At 67.3% G+C, this 20,337-nt stretch carries 14 protein-coding genes; 9 read left to right on the top strand and 5 right to left on the bottom strand.

Annotated elements, in window-relative coordinates:
• Positions 1–4: 4 nt before the first annotated feature.
• The 3 genes from VF167_03030 to VF167_03020 form a co-directional block, all read right to left on the bottom strand.
• Entirely contained in the window at positions 5–391 is a 387-nt protein-coding gene (locus tag VF167_03030; protein HEX6924372.1) for a PAAR domain-containing protein, read from the bottom strand.
• 126 nt (positions 392–517) lie between these two features.
• Positions 518–2,503, bottom strand: coding sequence for a glycosyl hydrolase 53 family protein (locus VF167_03025; GenBank protein ID HEX6924371.1), 1,986 nt, complete (start codon positions 2,501–2,503; stop codon positions 518–520).
• Between the two features lie 11 nt (positions 2,504–2,514).
• A complete protein-coding gene (locus VF167_03020; protein HEX6924370.1) occupies positions 2,515–3,258 on the bottom strand; it encodes a hypothetical protein in 744 nt (247 codons plus the stop codon).
• A gap of 371 nt (positions 3,259–3,629) precedes the next feature.
• Here VF167_03020 and VF167_03015 point away from each other — a divergent pair, with 371 nt between their 5' ends.
• From VF167_03015 to VF167_02995, 5 genes are all read left to right on the top strand, one after another.
• Entirely contained in the window at positions 3,630–4,661 is a 1,032-nt protein-coding gene (locus tag VF167_03015) for a sugar phosphate isomerase/epimerase (GenBank protein ID HEX6924369.1), read from the top strand.
• A 69-nt stretch (positions 4,662–4,730) separates the two neighbouring features.
• Positions 4,731–6,014 (top strand): PQQ-dependent sugar dehydrogenase, encoded by a 1,284-nt coding sequence (locus VF167_03010; protein ID HEX6924368.1) that lies wholly within the window; start codon positions 4,731–4,733, stop codon positions 6,012–6,014.
• Positions 6,015–6,105: 91 nt separating this feature from the next.
• Entirely contained in the window at positions 6,106–6,573 is a 468-nt protein-coding gene (locus tag VF167_03005; protein HEX6924367.1) for a MarR family transcriptional regulator, read from the top strand.
• Between the two features lie 169 nt (positions 6,574–6,742).
• Positions 6,743–7,624 (top strand): SDR family oxidoreductase, encoded by an 882-nt coding sequence (locus tag VF167_03000; protein HEX6924366.1) that lies wholly within the window; start codon positions 6,743–6,745, stop codon positions 7,622–7,624.
• Between the two features lie 328 nt (positions 7,625–7,952).
• Positions 7,953–9,656, top strand: coding sequence for a sulfatase-like hydrolase/transferase (locus VF167_02995; GenBank protein ID HEX6924365.1), 1,704 nt, complete (start codon positions 7,953–7,955; stop codon positions 9,654–9,656).
• 127 nt (positions 9,657–9,783) lie between these two features.
• Here VF167_02995 and VF167_02990 read toward each other — a convergent pair whose 3' ends face one another.
• Complete coding sequence (locus VF167_02990) at positions 9,784–11,574, bottom strand: glycoside hydrolase family 9 protein (GenBank protein ID HEX6924364.1); 1,791 nt, start codon at positions 11,572–11,574, stop codon at positions 9,784–9,786.
• 203 nt (positions 11,575–11,777) lie between these two features.
• Here VF167_02990 and VF167_02985 point away from each other — a divergent pair, with 203 nt between their 5' ends.
• From VF167_02985 to VF167_02970, 4 genes are all read left to right on the top strand, one after another.
• Positions 11,778–12,734, top strand: coding sequence for an ROK family protein (locus VF167_02985; GenBank protein ID HEX6924363.1), 957 nt, complete (start codon positions 11,778–11,780; stop codon positions 12,732–12,734).
• Positions 12,727–13,914 carry an MFS transporter gene (locus VF167_02980; protein ID HEX6924362.1) on the top strand — a complete coding sequence of 396 codons (1,188 nt, stop codon included), beginning with the start codon at positions 12,727–12,729 and terminating at the stop codon, positions 13,912–13,914. The genes VF167_02985 and VF167_02980 overlap by 8 nt, the downstream gene beginning before the upstream one ends.
• 108 nt (positions 13,915–14,022) lie before the next feature.
• On the top strand, positions 14,023–14,784 hold the full coding sequence (locus tag VF167_02975; GenBank protein ID HEX6924361.1) for a sugar isomerase domain-containing protein: 762 nt from the start codon (positions 14,023–14,025) through the stop codon (positions 14,782–14,784).
• 36 nt (positions 14,785–14,820) lie between these two features.
• Positions 14,821–16,998, top strand: a complete 2,178-nt coding sequence (locus VF167_02970; GenBank protein HEX6924360.1) for a PQQ-binding-like beta-propeller repeat protein — start codon at positions 14,821–14,823, stop codon at positions 16,996–16,998.
• 276 nt (positions 16,999–17,274) lie between these two features.
• Here VF167_02970 and VF167_02965 read toward each other — a convergent pair whose 3' ends face one another.
• Entirely contained in the window at positions 17,275–20,166 is a 2,892-nt protein-coding gene (locus VF167_02965; GenBank protein HEX6924359.1) for a Calx-beta domain-containing protein, read from the bottom strand.
• Positions 20,167–20,337: the final 171 nt, after the last annotated feature.

The following is a 20,337-nucleotide window of genomic DNA, read 5'->3' as shown; positions in this document are numbered from 1 at the left end:
GACCTCAGCCCCCGATCAGAACGGTGGGGCAGCCAGGAGGCATGATCTGACCGACCGGAGACGGGATGGGCGCGACGCAGCTGGCGTGGGTGGTCATGTCGCCTACCCTCCCAGCCGGAAGGCCGCCGATGAGCACGGTGGTAGAACCCAGTGAGATGACCCCCGGTCCCGCCGGAACACAGGTAGGAAGCACGCACGGTGCGGTCATATCGCTCACACGCGCGGCAGGAAGGCCTCCGATCAAAACGTTCGGCTGGCCCTTGATGATCGGCAGTGGCAGCGCCGGGTGCGGTGCCGGAGTGGGCGTGGGCGCGGGCGGATGGATCGGGGCGTGGCAGTGCGGCGCGGACTGGAGGACCTGGTCGGACATTCGTGCCGCCGGTTTGCCCATGCGAGCTCTCCTGAAGGTGCGGAGCGGGAAGCGGAAAAGGGAAGGCGTGCGACGACCGGCTTGCCGCGGGGACCAAAGTATCTCCCCGCCCTGGCCGGATCAAGCGTGCGACGCCTCGTGCGAGCGCTACGAAGCCACCACCGTGACGAACGCCTGAACCGGTCCGGCTTCGGTCGAGCCGGTGACGGACAGCTCTCCGGGGGCGCTGGTTGCCTCCGGCGCTACCGGCTCCCAGGTGACCGGAATCTCGTCGATCTGCCCCGTGGCGGTGATCAACCGATCCACCTTGCGGGGAAGCTCGAGCGGCGCTCCGGCCGGGACGGTCAGGTATAGCCGGCTCTCGACGATCTCGCGGGCGTGGCTGCGGTTGAAGACGTCGATCGAAGGAAGCGGTTCGTAGTAGCTCTCCATGCCAGGGACCGGCCGGAACATCGCCTGGAAGCTGGCAGGCTCCCAGAGGAGGACGCCGACGCCGCGATTGTCCACGACGTCGTTCGCCGCCTGGAAGACTCTCTGGATCGCATCGGCCTGCCCCTGCACGGTCCGGGGGAAGACGGAGTTTGGCTGGGGGATGTCGCCGGAGGCGGGATAGGCGGTCTCCGCGATGTTGACGGGGTACTGCGGGAAGGCGGTGGCGATGGTGTGCAGGTTGACGTCGAGCTGCTCCACCGTCCCGTGCCACTCGGGATAGTAGGAGATGGCGAGCACGTCCGGCTCCTGCCCGCGAGCCTTGACCCGGGAGAGGAGCTGGCGCCAGAACTCCATCGTCTTCTCCAGACCGGAGCGCTCCCCTTGCCCGCTCCCGACGATCGTGTGCAGCTCCACCTTCGTCCGGGGCGACGCCTCCCGCACGGCGGCGATGCCGGCGGCGATCAGGGTTGCAAAGCGGTCCCAGGCCTCGTCGTAGAGGCGACGCTTCTCGGGGTCGTCGGATCCCCAGTACTGCCACAGCAGCCTCCCGCCAGGCTGTGACCGATAGATCTCCGCTTGGTCCCGAAAGTACGGCGGGTTCACGGTCGCGTCCGGACCGGCAGCGGCAATGATGGGGTTGCTCTCACTGCCCCAGAGGAAGCCGTTGATGATCTCGTTCCCGACGGCAACCTTGTCTGGAACGGTCCCCTGCTCGACCAGACGGCGGACGTACGAGTAGGTGAAGTCGTGCAGCGCCGCGACCAGCTCATCGAACTCCAGCTTCGCCCAGGCGCGCGGCTTGGGCTGCTTCCCCGGGTCCGCCCACGAATCGGCGTAGTGGAAGTCGATGCCGAGCTGCATTCCCCTCTCCTTCACCCAGCGGGCCACCTCGAGTGTACGCTCCGGGCCCTGACGGGGCGGCGTGCGTGGCTCGCCTGTGCGCTCGTTGCGCGGCTCGTTGAAGACCCGCAGACGAATGAACTCCATCCCGCGGTCTCGAGCCACGTCGAGGAGGTGAGGGCCCGCTCCCACGTTCTGCAGGGAGGGGTCGGGGCGAACGTAGTAGTTCCGATCTGCGTAGTCGTCCGCGAAGGAGAGATCCGCCCCGAGAACGAGGTCGTCGCGGAGGTAGTTGAAGACTCGTAGCTCGGCCACTCCGGGGCGAGCCTCGCGGGGCGCTTCCACGAAGTGGACCCGCAGGTACCTGGTTTCGGGTCGGGTGAAGAGGTGCACCCCGCCGCGTGACGGCCGCTCGGCGCGGCTCCGATCCGCGATCGTCTCCCATTGCTCGCCGTCGCTCGACGCCTCGATCCGATAGCGATAGATCCCCTTTGGATCGGGGAAGACGACTTCCACCTTTCGGAGATTGTCGTACGCGCCGCCCAGGTCGACCTGTAGCCACTCTCGTGCACTGCTTCCCTGCGGCAACCACGCCGTCTCCAGATTCCCGTCCCTCGCCGCCCTTACCGAGCCGGCGCCGCTACTGGCGCTCAGGGAGACCCACGGCTTCCTCAACAGGTCGCTCTCCACCGGGCGGATCACCACCTCCTCGCCGGTGGGATCGACGGGCTCAGGTCCGGGCTGCGCGTTCGCTCGCGCGGCGACCAAGAGGCCGGCGGTGGCGAGAAGGAACGGCGTGATGCGGCCAAAGCGCGTGATGTGCCCGAGCAGCGGCCGGGGGTGTCCGGGTCGGGTTGGCATGGGTGGTTTTGTCAGCTGGTTTCCCTCAGCTCCGCCGAGTCGATGTGCCAGCGACGTTGCGCCTCCGTCGCACCGTCCACGACGGCGCGACGGAGCGTGTAGGTACCCTCAAAGCGTTGCTCCTCGCCGCTCTTCAGCCGGGCGCGCAGGACCACGGGGATGCGAATGTAGCGGGATCCCGCCGCCGCTTCGACCCTGCCCGGCTCGCCGATCTCCACCTGCACACTCTCGGTGTCGGAGTAGCCCGCGGCGAACTCCTCGAAGCTCTGACCGCTCGAGCGACCGCTGTCGCCCCACAGAGCATACGCCGCCTGGTAGTCGCCGGCGTTCACGGCCTCGTAGTAGCGCCGGATCACCGCAGCGGGATCGCGACCCTCGGGATCCCCTACGGCTGCCGCCGCGGTGGAGCCGTCCGGATCCGGCTCGCCTCCGAATGCACCCAACTGGAGCTCGGCGACGCGATGGGTCTCCCCTCCGACTACCCGGGCGACGACCGTGCGACGACCCACCTCCCCGCCGGTCGCCGCCTCCGTGCTGGTGACATAGACGAGCGTGCCATAGACGCGGCAGGAGCCGTCCTCCGCCGCCACCACCGAGTCGATCTCCATCCGCTCGGGCCAGGGGCTGGAGGTCTCGCGGCCGGGGGCCTCTATGGGGGCACTCAGCCAGCGATCGAGCAGCTCGGGCGTGACCAACGAGTCGTATGCCTCCCGGAGTGCCGGTTGGAGGATGCTGTCCGGCGCGAGCAGGGGCACGCGCTGGGCCCGGGTCCCCAGTTCCGTCAGAAGAGCCCGTGCGTCTTCGGGATCGCACTCTTCCGAGGCAGCCTGATTCGCCTCATTCGAGGGAGCCCCGCCTTCCGAGCAGGCGGACCCGAGAAGAGCGAAGAGGCATGCTGTGGCGGCCAGCCAGACGTGACGAGATCCGGAGGGAGCTTGGTGATAGCGTCGCCGCATCGTGTGGGTCTGCTCGTGGTGGATGTGGAATGTCGATGTGGGATAACGCGCACGGGCGCGCCGGACGCGGGCCGCAACCTTCTTGCCGCCCCACCCGAGGCGCGTTAGCGTGGCACTACACCGATTTCGGTCCTGCACCCTCCCCCGTCCTACCCGGCAGGAGCCCGACGATGAGCCAGCACGACCACCCCGACAGCGCCTCCACCCAATCCGTTTCCCGCCGCGAGTTCCTCGGTACCATGGCCGCCGGAGCGGTCGCTGGGCCGACGGCGATCTCCCGCGCACCGCGAGGCTCGGCGTTCCTCTGGGGATCGGGTCCCGATTCGAAGTTCGGGGGCGTCCAGATCGGCGCGATTACCTACAGCTTCCGCTCTCTTCCCAGCAGTGCGGAGCAGCTTCTCGGCTACCTGGTGGAATGCGGGATCAGCTCCACCGAGCTCATGGGGGATCCCATTCTGGAATATCTCGGCGCACCTACCACCGATGCTCCGCCGCAGCGCGCGATCGAGCGCATGTCGGATCCGGACGAGCGGGAAGCCGCGTTGCGAGCCCGTGAAGCCCACGAGGAGGAGCTGCGGCGATGGTACGCCTCGCCTCCAATGGAGAAGCTCGCGGCCCTCCGCAGGATGTACAACGACGCGGGAGTCACCATCCACCTGGCGAAGTTCGCCCCCGGAAGCGATCCGCACGCTGCCGAGTTCGCCTACCGCGCGGCGGCTGCGCTGGGGGCGCGCGGCGTGACGAACGAGATCGGGGAGGAGGCATGCCGGGTACAGGGGCCGGTGGCCGCGCGCCACGGCCTGACCGCCGCCATGCACAACCACGGCCAGCCGAGCGATCCCGACTTCCCCGGCTTCGACCACTTCCTGGCGATCTCACCGGGAGTGAGCCTGAACCTCGACTTCGGACACTACTACGGCTTCACTGGACGTTCTCCGCTCCCGGAGATCGAGCGACTCCACGACCGCATTACCAGCATGCACATGAAGGACAAGGCGGCGCCTCCGGCGCCGGGGCAGAGTGGTGACAACCTGCCCTGGGGTCAGGGGAGCACCCCGATCGCGGATGTCCTCCGTCTGGTGCAGCGCGCGGGTTACCCGATCAACTGCGACATCGAGCTGGAGTACGAGATTCCCGCCGGCTCGAACGCGATCGAGGAGGTCAAGAAGTGCGTCGAGTTCTGCCGCGAAGTCCTTACCTGAGATGACCTGAATCTCGCGACCGCACATTCCGACTCACCTGAGCTCACGAGCGCACATTCGGGAGGAACGATGTCGACGTCGCATACGTGTCCCATGGCGGGCGTTGTCAGCGGATGGTGCCGACGGGGGAGCAGGCGGATCGCGGCGGCGTTTGCGGTAGTCACGGTCATTGGAGGGGGGGTTGGTGGTCCCGCTCTCACGGAGGTTCAGGCGCAGACCGGCGTACAGCTCAATCTGGACGAGCCGCTGGTGGTGCGCTCCGAGCTGCACACCTTCCGCGTGGTAACCGTGGCCGAGGGCCTCGACCAGCCGTGGTCGATCGCATTTCTACCGGAGGGAGACGTGCTGGTGACCGAGAAACCCGGGCGGCTGCGGGTCATCCGGAACGGCACGCTGCTCCCCGACCCCATTCCAGGAACGCCCGAGGTGCGGGCGGAGGGACAGGGCGGACTGCTGGAGGTACTCCCCCATCCTGACTTTGCCAACAATCGCCTGCTCTACTTCACCTATTCGAAGCCCTCTCCCGACGGCCAGCGATCGACGACGGCGGTCGCGCGTGCACGCTTCGATGGAACGCAGCTGAGCGAGCTCGAGGACATCTTCGTGGCTGAGGCCTGGAGTGAAGGCGGAGCGCACTACGGGTCGCGCCTGGCTTTTCATCCGGACGGACACCTCTTTGTGACGGTCGGCGACCGGGCGGCGAACCCGCTCGGGGGGCCGCGCGAGGAGCACCCCGCGCAGCGCCTGGATACGCACCAGGGCAAGGTGCTGCGGCTGCAGGACGACGGCAGCGTGCCGCGGGACAACCCATTCGTGAACCAGGAGGGCGCTCTCCCGGAGATCTGGAGCTACGGTCATCGGAACCTGCAGGGGCTCGTCATCGATCAGCAGGGGCGGGTCTGGACAACCGAACACGGTGCGCAGGGTGGAGACGAGCTGAACCTGGTCCAGCCCGGACGCAACTATGGCTGGCCGGTAATCACCTACGGCGTGCAGTACGGTGGCATACGCATCCACGAGGCGCGCGAGCGCGAGGGGATGGAGCAGCCGATCCAGTTCTGGACCCCGTCCATTGCTCCGTCCGGGTTGATGCAATACACCGGCGACCGCTTCCCGGAGTGGCGGGGCGACTTCTTCGTCGGCGGGCTGGACGGTCGGCAGATCGCGCGTCTGGAGCTGACCGAGTCGGAAAGCGGCATCCAGGTGGAGCGGCTCGAGCGCCCCGCCCTGCTCTGGGGGATCGGGCGAGTGCGGGACATCCGGCAGGCTCCCGACGGGACGATCTACGTCGCCCTGGACGGGCGCCGCGACAACAGCCTCACGCGCGTGGTGCGGCTCGAGCCGGTGGAGTAAGGCTGCTGGCAGGCTGGGCGGGAACCGGACGGCCTCTACGCCCGAGCTTGTTCACTTGACATCGTGTGTTGCAACACATAACATGGGGTCCATGAATCCCGGACTTCGTGAGGAGATCAAGCAGAAGAAGCCCTTTGCCAGCCCCGAGCAGGAGGCGTATCTCAGCCTCGGCCGTACCTGGGCGGTGCTGGAGCATGCGCTGGCCGAGGCGCTGAAGCCCTACGGAGTCACCCCCACCCAGTACAACGTGCTGCGGATCCTGCGTGGGGCTGGGGGGTCCGGACTCTGCCGCAGCGAGGTGATGGAGCGGATGATCGCGCGTGTGCCCGACGCGACCCGCCTGCTCGACCGCATGGAGGCGGCCGGGTGGATCGCGCGCGAGCGAAGCAGCGAGGACCGCCGCTTCGTGACCACACGGATCACCGACGAGGGGCTTCGGCTACTCGATCAGCTCGACGAGCTGATCCTGGAGATCCATTGTCGCCAGTTCGCGCACCTGGATAGAGGCGAGTTGCGCACGCTGATCGACCTGCTCGGGCGCGTGCGACAGGTGCAGTGACCGCTTCTTCACAGGTATGTGTTAGCACATCGAGTGAGCCCACGCAGGCGCTGCGCGTCCGTAGGCGTGAGCAGACCCGACCCGGCACCCCGGGCCACAGGTAGCTGGCCGACACTGCGCCACGTAGACGCCACCGCTTGAATACCATCACTCAGATAGAGGAGAGACGATGATCGCTATCACCGGAGTCACCGGGCACCTGGGTCGCCTGGTGGTCGAAGAGCTGCTCGCCAGCGGGGTTTCCGCGAGCGATATTGTCGGCCTCGCCCGCTCCCCGGATCGGGCCGAGTCGCTGCGGGAGCGTGGAGTCGAGGTGCGGCGTGCGGACTACACGGAGCCGGAGTCGCTCTCCGCCGCGCTGGCGGGAGTGGACCGCCTGCTCCTGGTCTCAGCCAACGAAGTCGGGCAGCGGCTCGCTCAGCATCGCAACGTAATCGACGCGGCGCGCGCCGCGGGCGTCGGCTTGCTGGCGTACACGAGCATCCTCCGGGCGGACCGCAGCACGATGCAGCTCGCCGTCGAGCACGCCGGGACGGAGGAGGCGATTCGCGAATCCGGAATCCCGTACACCTTCCTGCGCAATAGTTGGTACATCGAGAACTACACGGAGAACCTGGCTCCCGCGCTCGAGCATGGGGTGCTGCTCGGCAGCGCCGGCGAGGGGCGGGTGAGCGCCGCTACCAGGCGCGACTACGCCGCGGCCGCGGCGGCGGTGATCCGGGGCAGCGGACACGAAGGCAAGGTCTACGAGCTCGGCGGCGACGAGGCCTTCACCATGGCCGAACTGGCCGAGGAGATCTCCCGGGCCAGTAAGCGCACGGTCGAATACCGCGACCTCCCCGAGGAGGAGTACGTGCGCGCCCTGGTCGGCTTCGGCCTCCCGGAGCCCGCCGCGCGCGCCCTGGCCGACTCCGACCGGGCCCTCGCCCGCGGCGAGCTCTACACCGACAGCGGCGACCTGCGACGGCTCATTGGCCGGGCGACGAAGGGGTGGAGGGAGGTGGTTCGGGAGGCCGTTGAGACTGCGGTGGCGGGGAGCGGGGGGCGGTGAGGGGCGCCGGCGGACGGTGGGGGGGCCGGGGACGGTGAGGGTACAGACCGGCCACATAGGTAACAGTTTAAACCGGACACATAGGTAACACACAGCGCAAACTAGAGCACCCCGAACTTGGAGGTGCTCGATGCCCTGGAGTGAGACCTGCCCGATGGAAGAGCGAGCGCGTTCGCGGTCTAGCAGAAGACCTTGCTCCGCGAGCTTCCGCCAGAAGGGTTGTGAGCCGCCGCTCGCCTTGTCACCTTGTCACCCGCGTTCACCCGTTCACTTCATCTCCGTGTCTCCTTGTCTCCTGGTCTCCTTGTCCAGCCGTCTCCTTGTCTCCTTGCCTAGCCGCCGCGGCCTCCGGCTCCTCGCGCTGCTCGCCGCCCCCCTCCTCCACGCGCCGCTCACGGCGCAGGCGCAGGAGGTCAAGCGTCCCAACATCCTGTGGATCTCAACGGAGGACCTGAGCCCGCGGATCGGCGCGTACGGCGACCCGGTGGCGCGCACCCCCAACCTCGACCGCCTGGCGAGCGAGGGGATGATCTACACCAACGCGTTTACCACTGCCCCGGTGTGCGCGCCGAGCCGCGCGGCGATCATCACCGGGATGTATCAGAACGCGATCGGCGCGCAGCACATGCGCACGACGGAGGACCGCGTGGAGGACCTTCCCGGGCCGTACCTGGCGGTGCCGCCCTTCTACGTCAAGGCCTTCCCGGAGTACCTGCGCGCGGCGGGCTACTACACCACCAACGCAGTCAAGACCGATTACCAGTTCGGCAATCCGTTCACCATCTGGGACGAGGTGAGCCCACAGGCCCACTGGCGAAACCGGCCCGACCCTGACCAGCCGTTCTTCGCGGTGTTCAACATCACCGTGACGCACGAGTCACAGATCTTCGCGGACGCGCTGAAGGGCCGACGGCCGGTGACGGACCCGGCCGACGTCGTCGTCCCGCCGTACTATCCCGACACGCCCGCGATTCGCGAGGCGCTGGCCCAGTGGTACGACAACATCGCGGCCATGGATCGCAGGGTCGGCGAGATCCTCCAGCAGCTAGAGGAGGACGGGCTCGCAGACGAGACGATCGTGTTCTTCTGGAGCGATCACGGAGACGGCCTGCCGCGTGGCAAGCGCTCGCTCTACGACTCCGGCCTGCGGTCGATCCTGATGGTTCGCTGGCCCGAAGCCCTGTCCCCGCCCTTCGAGCCGGGGACGGTGAACGACGAGCTGGTCAGCTTCATCGACCTCGCGCCTACTGTGCTCTCCCTGGCGGGGGCGACCGTTCCGGTCCACATGCAGGGCCGCATCCTCCTGGGCCCCGAAGCGGAGCCGGCGCCGGAATACGTCTTCGCCGCGCGCGACCGGATGGACATCGAGTACGACATGAGGAGGTCCGCGCGGGACGAGCGGTTCCTCTATATCCGCAACTTTCAACCGGAGCTGCCCTACGTCGGCCACGTCCCCTATCGCAACAACAGCCCGATCATGCAGGAGCTGCACCGGCTCTATCGGGATGGGAAGCTCTCCGGACCCGCCGCCCTCTGGTGGCAGAACTCGCGGCCCGCGGAGGAGCTGTACGACACCCAGATCGACCCGCACCAGGTGCACAACCTCGCCTCGGACCCGGCCTATCGGGAGACGCTGGCGCGCATGCGGGCCGCGGTAGAGGACTGGATGGAGCGGATCGACGACCAGGGGTTGATCAACGAGGCGGAGATGATCGACCGTATGTGGCCTGGCGGCGTCCAACCGACCACCGCGCCCCCGATCATCCTCGAGCGCGGAGACCCGAACTGGCAGAACATCGAGCGCGTCCCGAGGATCGAGTTCAGCGGATCGACCGTGGTGGAGATCTACGCCCCCACCCAGGGCTCGTCGGTCGGCTATACCCTCGAGGAAGGGGAAAACGCCCGCTGGAAGCTGTATACGGGCCCGTTCGTCATCAACGAGAGCGTGACCGTACGGGCGAAGGCGATCCGCTACGGGTATGCGGAGAGCGAAGAGACCAGGACGGAGTTTGTAAAGAGAGGGAGCGGGTGAGAATTACGAATTACGAATTACGAATTACGAATTACGAATTAACGGCAAGCCGCAGAGGTTGCGGGAGGTACATCCCATTCAAAATTCAAAATCGTGTATCTCGTAATTCGTAATTCGTAATTCGCAATTAGCCCCCCGCCATCGCCGCCAACAGATACGTCAAGTTTGCGGTCCCGTCCATGATCGGTTCGTTGGTGGAGTAGTCCCCGAAGTCGTCGTGGTAGACCACGGAGCTCGTATTGAATGGCGCGTACTCATCCTCCTCGAAGAGGGTGATGCCGCGCAGGTTCTCGAAGATGCTGCGGTAGACCGGTCCATCCACCATCCCTCCGAGCTGGGTCTGTACACCCAGCTCGCGCGCCACCACCGAATGGGGGTCGCGCGGGCTGTTCGCCGAGGCGGGAAAGCCGACGATCATCGATACGCCCCAGGGGTTGGTACCGAACAGCCAGTCGAGGGCGGCCTGCTCGTATTCCCGGAAACGCTCGTCGCCAGTCATCCGGCGATAGAGGTACGCCTGGGTGGCGTATGACGCCATCAGGTTGTTCGAGCACCAGATGAAGGGGATCCCCACGCGGAACCCGTTGCCCGCGCGGTCCGCCACCGCTTGCAATCCACGCCGGTAGTATTCCGCCATCTCGCGGCGCGTCTCCTCGTCCCCGAGTCGCCAGATCTCGTGGTGCCCGTTGTTGTGCCAGGGATACCACTGGTAGTGGTTGGCCGTGTCCGCACCCATCCATGGGGTGACTGGTTCCTGCGCGGCGTACTCGCGGGCCTCGCGGAGATACCTCGCCTCCCGGGTCAGGGCATATAGCTGGGCGGCCCCCAGCTCCATATCGTCGACCCAGTTGTCTTCCTCATAGAAGTACGGCGCACCACCCGGCGCTGTCTGGCACACGCCAGGATGTTTCCGGCCCAGCTCGTAGGCCGCGCGGGCCTTGCGGCCGAGCAGCTCCGCGAAGGCCGGGTCCTCTTCGGCGAAGAGCTGTGCGCCGAGCGCCATCGCGGAAGCGTACTTCCCCGCGGTGGAAGCATAGCCGTTCGAGCGGTTTTTCGCGCTCACGATCCCCTGTGGGCGCCCCGTGCACGGATACACGGGACGGAAGCGTCCTTTTCCCCATCCGTAGTCCGAGGAATCGGTTGGCGGCAGGTCGAGGAAGGCGTGGTCGCGATCGTCGCCGAGCTGGTTGAGCAGCAGTGAATCGCCGGGGAACATCTTCACCAGCCACTCCAGGCCGTGGCGTGCCTCGTCCAGCGCATCGCTGAGGCCGTTCGCTCCTGGGAGACCATTTGCGTCATACGCGTCCGCGAAGGCCTCGCCGTGATCCCGCTGCGCCATCAACATCACGAAGGTGGCGTTTGCGCTGGTGGTGACGTACTGGAGATAGTCAGCGGCGTCCGCCCATCCACCGGCTACGGGAATGAAGGTGCCCTCCCTTGGATGGTCGACGAGGATCGCGTCGGTGCGCGTGTGCACCGGCACCCGAAAGAGCGGGTTGAACCCGGATCGCTGCTGTCGCATGTAGTGGAGCAGCGTATCGGCCGCGCCGGCATAGACGTCCGGACCGATGCGGAAGAGCGGCGATGAGACCCCGCCCGCGATCACGCGGAAGCGCCCCGGACCGCGAAGTCGGGTGAATTCGAGGCGGTAAGTCCGCACGCAGGGACCGAAGGGTCGGTCGGCCCGCACCCGCTCGGGCCCGAAGACCCTCTCTCCAGCCTCGTCGACCACGGTGAAGCTGTGGACGGCCGACGCCGGATCGAGCACGCAGACCACCGCCACCTTGGGTGCATCCGGCAGGTAGCCCACCTGGTTCACCCGCACGACTTGGGAGGCAACGCCTGCCTGGGAGAAGCCGACGGCAGGGCTACATAGCACCGACACCAGCACGGGGAGCACGAGAGGGGAGCGGTTCACCGGGACGACTCCGAGCTGACGGGTGGGTGCGAAACCGACAAGGAGACGGAAGAGCGGGTGGAGGCGAGTGGCGAGCCCCGTGAAAAGCTGGCTTTCCTGCAGATCTCTGGCAAGGAACGCATGCTCTGAGCTACTATGTAGCGGCCCCTCGCGAGCCTTCCCGACGGTGCCTCCCTCGCCATCTTCCAGCCCGACCTTCCATCATGTCCGTCATCGGAATCGACCTGGGGGGAACGAAGCTGGCCCTCGCCCTCTTCACCGAAAGTGGGGAAATACTCGAGCATGACACTGCCCCTCTGGACGGGCGCAGCGGCGCGGAAGTCGGCGCCTTGCTGCGAACACGGCTGCTCTCCCTGCTGGACTCGCCTGCGGCCGCCGCCGATCCCGTCCGGGCGACCGGCGTAGCGGTGCCGGGGATCTACCATGCGGCCACGGGTCGGGTCTGGGCCCCGAACATTCCCGAGTGGGACGACTATCCCTTGCTCGACGAAGTACGCGAAGTCGTCGGCGGCGTGGTGCGCGTGGGTGTGGACAGCGACCGCGCCGCCTGCATCCTGGGAGAGGTCTGGCGCGGCAGCGCGCGCGGCTGCCGCAACGCGATCTTCATTGCCGTGGGCACCGGGATCGGCGCCGGCATCCTCGTAGACGGAAAGGTGCTGCGCGGTGCGCGCGATATCGCGGGGGCGATCGGGTGGATGGCGCTGGATCGTCCGCGTCGTCCGGAGTACGAGGGGTACGGCTGCTTCGAGTACCAGGCGTCCGGCCCGGGACTGGTGCGCTACGCCCAGGACCTCCTGGCGCGACAGGGTAGCGGAAGGCGTGCCACCGTGGGCAGCGACCTCAGCACCACCAAAGGGATTTTCACGGCATACGCGGCCGCGGAACCCGTAGCCACCGAGGTGGTGGAGAACGCCGTGCAGTTGTGGGGAATGGCCGCGGCCAATCTGGTGAGCCTCTTCGATCCCGAGGTGGTGATCTTCGGTGGCGGGGTGTTCGGCCCCGCGGCCTCGCTCCTCGGACGCATACGCGAGGAGTCGCTGCGCTGGGGGCAGCCGATCAGCACCCCTCAGGTGCGCTTCGAGGTTTCCGCCCTGGGAGGAGATGCGGGCCTGTATGGTGCAGGGCAGCTCGCCCTCCGCGCCCTCACCCCCGATGCCTGAGAAGATGTACAATCGGACGCTCGTATTCGCCGCCGCATGCCTGGGCATGCTGGTCTTCGGCATCGTGCTCACCAGCCTCGGTGCCCTCCTGCCGTCGCTGATCGAGCAGTTCGGGATCGACCGCGCAGCCGCGGGATCCTTGCTGATGCTGATGAGCGTCGGGGTGATGTTGGGCTCACTGGTATTTGGCCCGGTCGCCGATCGTCACGGATACCGAGGGCTGCTGGCCATCAACCTCGCGCTGGTGATCCTGGGGCTCGAAGGGATCGCTTTCGCTACCTCCCTGCTCTGGCTGCGCGTGTCGATCCTGCTTGTCGGCTTCGCCGGCGGGATCGTGAACGGCGGGGCCAACGCCCTGGTCGCCGACATCAGCGAGGGAGGGCGCGCCGCCGGCCTCAGCCTGTTGGGAATCTTTTTCGGCATCGGGGCGGTCGGGGTCCCGTTCTCGCTGGGGCTGCTGCTGGACTCCTTCTCCTATCAGACGCTCGTGTCCGGGATGGGCCTGTGCGTGTTGCTCCCGACGTTGCTCGTAGTGGCAATCCGCTTTCCCCGTCCGAAGCAGACGCACGGTTTGCCGCTCCGCGAGGGCCTGCGGCTCACCAGGGACAGGGTGCTCCTGCTGATGGGGCTCGTGCTCTTTCTGCAGAGCGGGCTCGAGGTAACCGTGGGTGGGTGGACCGCTACCTATTACCAGGAGCGGATGGGACTCACCGGTACACGGGCGTTGTGGTTCCTCTCGCTGTTCTGGTTCGGGATGATGCTCGCGCGCCTGGCGCTGGGCACCATCTTCCGCCGCGTGCCCGGCCGCATTGTGATGCCAGTCTCCATCGGCACCTCGCTGCTCGGCTCGACCCTGATGCTGAGCGCCCCTACGCTGTCGCTCGCCGCCACCGGCACCTGGCTGATCGGGGCCGGGCTCGGCGCCGGCTTCCCCGTCATGCTGGGCATGGTCGGCGAGCGCTACGCAGCCCTCTCCGGCACGGCGTTCAGCATCGCGCTGGTGATCGCCCTGACCGGTGGCTCGGTCTTCCCCTACGTGGCGGGCGTACTCGGTGAGCAGGTGGGGCTGACGGCCTCGCTCCTCATCGTCCCGGCCGCGCTGGCGGTGCAACTGGTGCTCTTCGGCGCGGTGCTGCGCCGTGCGGCGCCCCTTGCCGTGGCGCCGGCGGCAGCCCCGTGACCGGCTGGCTCGGACGGGAAGGGCGCCCGTCAGCGCCTCTTCCCCATCTCATCCAGCAAGCCTTTTTCAGGGTCGAACCCTCATCCACCGAAGATTCGAGGATCTCTGATGCTCGCCAGAACCTGGCTGGAGAACGCGCGGGGCGTGATGACCCGGATCGAAGAGACCCAGATGGACGCGCTTCGCTCCGCGGCCGAGGTGATGGCGAGCTCCATCGAAGCCGGTCGCTGGGTACACACCTTCGGCTGCGGGCATGCGACCCTGCCGGTAGAGGAGATGTATCCTCGCATCGGTGGCTTCGTCGGCTTTCACCCGATGATCGAGATCCCGCTCTCCTTCTTCACCCACATCACCGGCGAGATGGGGGTGCACCAGTTCCTCTTCCTGGAGCGGGTGGAGGGGTACGGGCGGGCGATCATGAAGGCCTACCAGTTCGATCCTCGTGACACCGTCTGGATCTTCTCCCACTCCGGGATCAACAACGTGAACATCGACATTGCGTTGCGGGCGAGGGAGCTGGGGATGAAGGTGGTGGTGGCCGGCTCGGCGGCCGAGTTCCGTGACAAACCGACGCGCCATTCGTCCGGACAGACGGTGTTCGACCTCGCCGACGTGGTGATCGATACCTGCGTTCCGGCTGTGGACGCTTCCGTCGAGGTGCAGAATCACTTCGATCGCGTCGGGCCGCTCTCCACCATGGCCTTCGTTACGGTGGTGTGGATGACCATCACCACGGTTGCCGAGATCCTCGCCTCGCGCGGCGTGAAGCTGTACATCCATCCGTCCCACAACATTCCCGGGGATACGACCGCTCGCGAGCGGCTGGATGCTGCCCTGTCGGAATACAAGCGGCGGATCGCCGGGGTATGAGGGGGGCGCCGCTTCGGGATGACAAACTCATTCGCCATGCACCAACGATTTTCCTTCCCGCTCTTCCTCCTGCTGGCCGGGTGCGCGGCCCCTCCGGTTGGCGCGGCAAACGACCAGGTCGACTGGAGGGTCACCGGCGGCGACCCGGCCAATTCGCGTTACTCGCCGCTGGCGCAGATCAACCGTGACAACGTGCACGAGCTCGAGGTCGCTTGGGTCTACCACACGGGCGACGCCGGCGAACGCACACAGATGCAGGCGACCCCGATCATCGTCGACGGGGTGCTGTACACGACCTCGCCGATGCTCGACGTGATCGCGCTGCGGGCGGACACCGGCGAAGAGCTGTGGCGTTTCGATCCCACCGGCGGCAAGGGTCAGCCCGGGGGCGCCAATCGCGGTGTCACTTACTGGGAGGACGGGGAGGAACGGAGAATCTTCGTCGCCGCCAACCGGCGGCTGTATGCGCTCGACGCCCGCAGCGGCCGGCCGATTCCCACCTTCGGCGATTCGGGATGGGTGGATCTCGCGGCGGGCCTCGGCGTCGATCGGGACGAGCCGGATCCCCACGAGAACCCCTACGGCAGCGGCTCCCTGATCGCCACCTCGCCGGGCGTAATCTATCGGGATCTGCTCATCATCGGCAGCCGCGTGTCCGAGGGGGAGGGTGCCCTTCCCGGGCACATCCGTGCCTTCGACGCGCGAACCGGCGAGGTTCGCTGGGTCTTCCGCACCGTCCCGGAGGCGGGTGCGTACGGACGGGACACCTGGCCCGAAGCGGAGCCTTCCTACCGCCGCGGAGGGGCGAACTCCTGGGCGGGAATGACGGTCGACGTCGAGCGTGGAATTGTCTATGCGCCGACCGGCTCAGCCTCACCGGATTTCTGGGGCGGCGGACGGCGCGGCGCCAACCTCTTCGCCAATTCCCTGCTGGCGCTCGACGCGGCCACGGGAGAACGGCTCTGGCATTTTCAGGCGGTCCACCACGACCTCTGGGACCGCGATCTTCCGGCCGCGCCGAACCTCCTGCGGGTCGCGCGCGACGGCGCCCAGGTGGACGCGGTGGCGCAGATCAGCAAACAGGGGTTCGTCTTCCTTTTCGACCGTGTCACGGGTGAACCGCTCTTCCCGATCGAGGAACGGCCGGTCCCGCCCTCGCCGCTCGCCGGCGAGGAAGCCTGGCCCACCCAGCCGTTCCCGCTCAAGCCCGCCCCCTTCGCCCGGCAGGGGATGACGGAGGAGGACCTCACCAGGCGCACGCCCGAGGCGCACGGGGCCGTGCTCGCGCGCTTCAGGACCCTGCGTAGGCCGGCTACTCTCTTCACGCCACCGAGCGTGGAAGGAACGATCATCCTGCCCGGTTTCGACGGGGGCGGAGAGTGGGGCGGCGCCGCGGTCGATCCGGAACGCGGCATCCTCTACGTGAACGCGAGCGACGTCCCGTGGATTGCGGCGATGGAGCCGGTAGGGCGCCCCCCTGGTGCGAGCGTGCCGCGCACGGGAGGTGAGGTCTACACCGCGTTCTGCGCCGGCTGCCACGGTGCGGATCGGCAGGGCGACGGGGACCGCACGCCCTCGTTGCAGGATGTCGCCGAGCGCCTCTCCGTGGGCGAGATCCGCGGGGTAATCCACGACGGCCGGGGATTCATGCCCTCCTTCGGCAACCTGCCCGAGGCCGAGATCCGCGCGGTGATCGCATACCTGCGCGGCGATTCCGCAGACGCGGTCGTCGCGGAAGCGGTGGAAGGGGAGTCACCGCGGCAGGCGCGGAGGCAACAGAGCCCGTCTCCGTACCGCTTCCGTGGCTACGAGCGCTGGCAGGATCCGGACGGCCTTCCCGCGATCCGCCCGCCCTGGGGAACGCTGAGCGCCATCGACCTGAACACCGGCGAATACCTGTGGCGCATCCCGCTGGGTGAGCACCCGGCGGTCACCGACCCGGCTGTGCAGCCCACCGGAACCGAGCAATACGGGGGACCGATCGCGATCGCCGGCGGCCTGCTCTTCATCGCCGCCACTCTGGACGAGAAGTTCCGCGCGGTCGACCGGGAGACCGGAGAGATCCTGTGGGAGACCACCCTACCAGCGGCCGGCTATGCCACACCCGCGACCTATATGGTGAACGGGCGCCAGTACGTGGTGGTCGCCGCCGGGGGCGGCAAGCTGGGCACGAAGTCCGGAGACGCCTATGTGGCCTTCGCTCTTCCACGTTGAGGGAGCTGGACCAGGGTGCCTGCCCGTTACAGGCAGCTGGCTGCACGAGCGCTCGCACCAGGCGTTGCTTGCCCACGCAGCCGCCCGGCAGGAGGTGCTTGCCCGGAAGAGTTGCTTGTCCAGAGCGGCCGATTGTCTGGGAGGGTACTTGCCTGGGAGGTGCTTGCTCGAAGGCACGCCTGCCGGGAGAGTTCCTGCCGAAAGAGACGAGGGGCGCGGACCGAAATCCGCACCCCTCGCCCCCGGAGGAGCTCGACAATACAGGCTCCGTTGTCGCTACTGCAGGATTCTCACCAACCCGAGCAGCGTACTCGCTCCGTTCTCAACCGACCCCACCGCGAGGATGGCGCCGTCCGGCTGCACGGCAATCGCGTTGAGATAGTCGGTCTCGCCGAAGAAGTCCACCTGAACCACCCCTTCTTCGCCGAAGGTCTCGTCCAGCGTTCCATCTGGTGAGAAGCGGGCCACCGCGAAGTCCACCGAGGCGTCCCACAGCTCACCGCCGACCAGGATGGATCCGTCAGCTTGGGCGACTACGGCTCGACCGGCGGAAAGGGCGTCGTCGGTCACCCGTCCGCCGCTCCCGAAGCTCGCGTCAGGGGTCCCGTCGGGAAGGTAGCGCTCCATGACCAGAGTCTTCTGGCCTCCGACCACCTGGAACCCCACCACCAGGATACGGCCATCCGGCTGGACCGTAACGTCGGCGGCCTCGTCCCACTCGTCGCTCCGCACGCGGAGGATTCCGTCGTCGCCGAAGCTGGTATCGAGCGACCCGTCCGCCTCGAAGCGGACGAGACCGAAATCCGGATCTGAGCCGCCGCTCGGTGCCACGCGGCCGGCGATCAGGATCTTGCCATCCGGCTGGAGCGCCGCACCGTAGCCGAGGTCGAGATCACCGCCCACGTTGGCGCTGGCGTACCCCTGCCCTCCGAAGCCACCATCCACCTCGCCGTCGCCGGAGAGGCGAATCGCCGCGAAGTCACTCTGGTACACGCCGAACCCCAGGAGGTCGGTGGCGGCGCTTCCGGTCAGGACGATCGACCCATCTGCTTGAACGAGCACGTCGTAGGCGGCATCGCCGTGCTCCTGGAAATCGATCACCACCTCTCCATCCGTGCCGAAGGTGGTGTCGAGGCTGCCATCCGCACGGTAGCGCGCGGCGACGAAATCCTCCTGGACCGGGCTCGTCACACCATCGCGGGAGGTTCCCGCGACCAGAATCCGCCCACTCTCGTCGATGGCAACACCCTGCATCTGATCGTTGCTCCGCCCGTAGAAGTCGACCGTGGCCGCGCCTCCGTTGGCGAAGGTAGCGTCCAGCGTCCCGTCCGTATTGTAGCGCGCAAGGCGATTTCCGCCGGTCACCACGATCCGGCCATCCGCCTGGAGCGCCAGGTCGGTGGCCTCCCCCCGGCTACCGGTGCGACCGACGTCAAGGGTGACCTTCCCCGACTCGCCGAAGGAGCCGTCGAGCCCGCCGGGACTCTCGATCGTTTGGCAGGTGACCAGTACGTCGGTGACGTCCGCTCCCTGGATCGTGCCGCGATCGTTCTCGACGGTGCACTCCTGGTCCGGATTGGTCGGCTGGCGATCGACGGCGATGTGGTAGACGTGCCCGTTGGGATACTCGCGGGCGAAGGTGAACCCGCCGTTCGCGGTGATGGGCAGATCGTCCGTGGACAGGTTGGTGAGCACCAGGCCGCTCCCCTCGAGCCCGGTCACCGTGCCGCCGATGGTATAGGTCGGGTTGGGAAGCGCCGCCACGTCATCGTCGACGATCGTCAACTCCGCCTCGCTCGAGCCAACGTTTCCGCACCCCGACGGGCCGGAAAGGATGAGGCGTACGGTCTCGTCACCCTCTGTCAGGCTGTCCGCCACGATGGGGACGCTCACGTATCGCGTCCCGCTCTCTCCCGCTCCGAACCAGACGTGGGTGCTCACTGAGCCGTAATCGGCGCCGGCGGTCGCCGTGCCTGACTCGGTGGTGAAGAGGACACTCGCCTCCCCCGTCCCTCCGGTCCGGGTAATGCCGATCACGGCAATGTCTCCCGGCCATTCCGGCTGCGAATAATTGCTGCGCTCGAACTCGATCGTCCCGCCTCCACCCCCCACCGTGCAGGCGGGGGCGGGCTGTAAGACGGTCTTCCGCTCGCGCGGATCGGCGGATGGCGGCAGCAGCGTCAGCCCCTCGAACTCGACCGCCGACGCCCCGACGTTGATGGGGTCGCGAAAGAAAGCCGCAGCATATGACTCGTTGATCCGCCGCGACCAGGCGACGGCTTCCACCTCTACGTTGAAGTCGAACTCGGTACCGATCGCTATGGTATCGATGGGCACCTCCACCCGGATCGGGTGGGTCAGGCGGAAGATCCAGCGCTGATCGGCGGTGCTGGGCATCGTCAGCTCGAAATCCTCCAGGCGGAAGAGGTCGGGCGACGAGTTCCAGCCAGGGCCAAGGCCGGCAAAGGGGTTCACGTGTCGCTCGAAGCCAACCAGGCTGGCCGTCCCGCCGGTCGCGAAGAAGGGGATCATCCTGCGGACGTCAGGATCGTGCACCGTAGTATCCTCGACCGAAGCGGTGTAGTTCGCCTGGACGCGGGCGGTGATGATGTCCTTGCACTTCTCGAAGATCACCGGCTCGGGCTCGAACCCGCCCCAGCTGCAGACGTCGTCGGGGAATGAGAGGTTCGCGTCCGTGAGCTGCAGCTCGACCGCCGTGATCACGAACGACAGGCTGGCGTCCGGGTCGTCCTTGCGGAACCGCCACCACTGGGAGAGCTGCGTCTTCGAGCCGATGAGCTGATCCGGGGCGAAGGGGCCGGCGGGTGATTCCGCGGATACCCAATACGGCGTGCCGTTGGGGTTGGAGTAGACTTCGGCCGTCGCCCGATCGTCCTGGGCGTTGGGCAGCTCGGCCACCGCCGCTTCGCCGAGATCGACTATGACGGCCGGGCTAGCAGAGCCGCCGTGCATGGGCTGAGGCGTGAGGTCCTCATCGTAGGTGAGCAGGTGAATGTGCCAGAACTCCTCGACGTCCAGGACAGTTGGTCCACCATCGGGGTCCGGCTCGGGAGGAAGCGGCTCACAGGCGGCAAGGATCGCGGCCAGGGTGATGGCGACTCGGATCGCTCGCCGAACGGCAGGCAGAGGTTTGCTAGGAGGTTCCATGCTGGTTTGTCGGTTGGGGTTCAGGGTGGGGAGGCGGAGACCGATCCGCCTCTGACTCCCCAGGCGACAAACCACACGGGCGATGGACATCGACCGAGACCGTGTCCATCGATCGCGGCTCACCCGACGCGAGGGATGGTGCGGCTGTGGATCCCATCGCGGCGTACCGGG

The organism is Longimicrobiaceae bacterium (genome assembly GCA_036375715.1).
Lineage (GTDB): Bacteria > Gemmatimonadota > Gemmatimonadetes > Longimicrobiales > Longimicrobiaceae > DASVBS01.
This window is presented reverse-complemented; position numbering and strand designations above follow the sequence as displayed.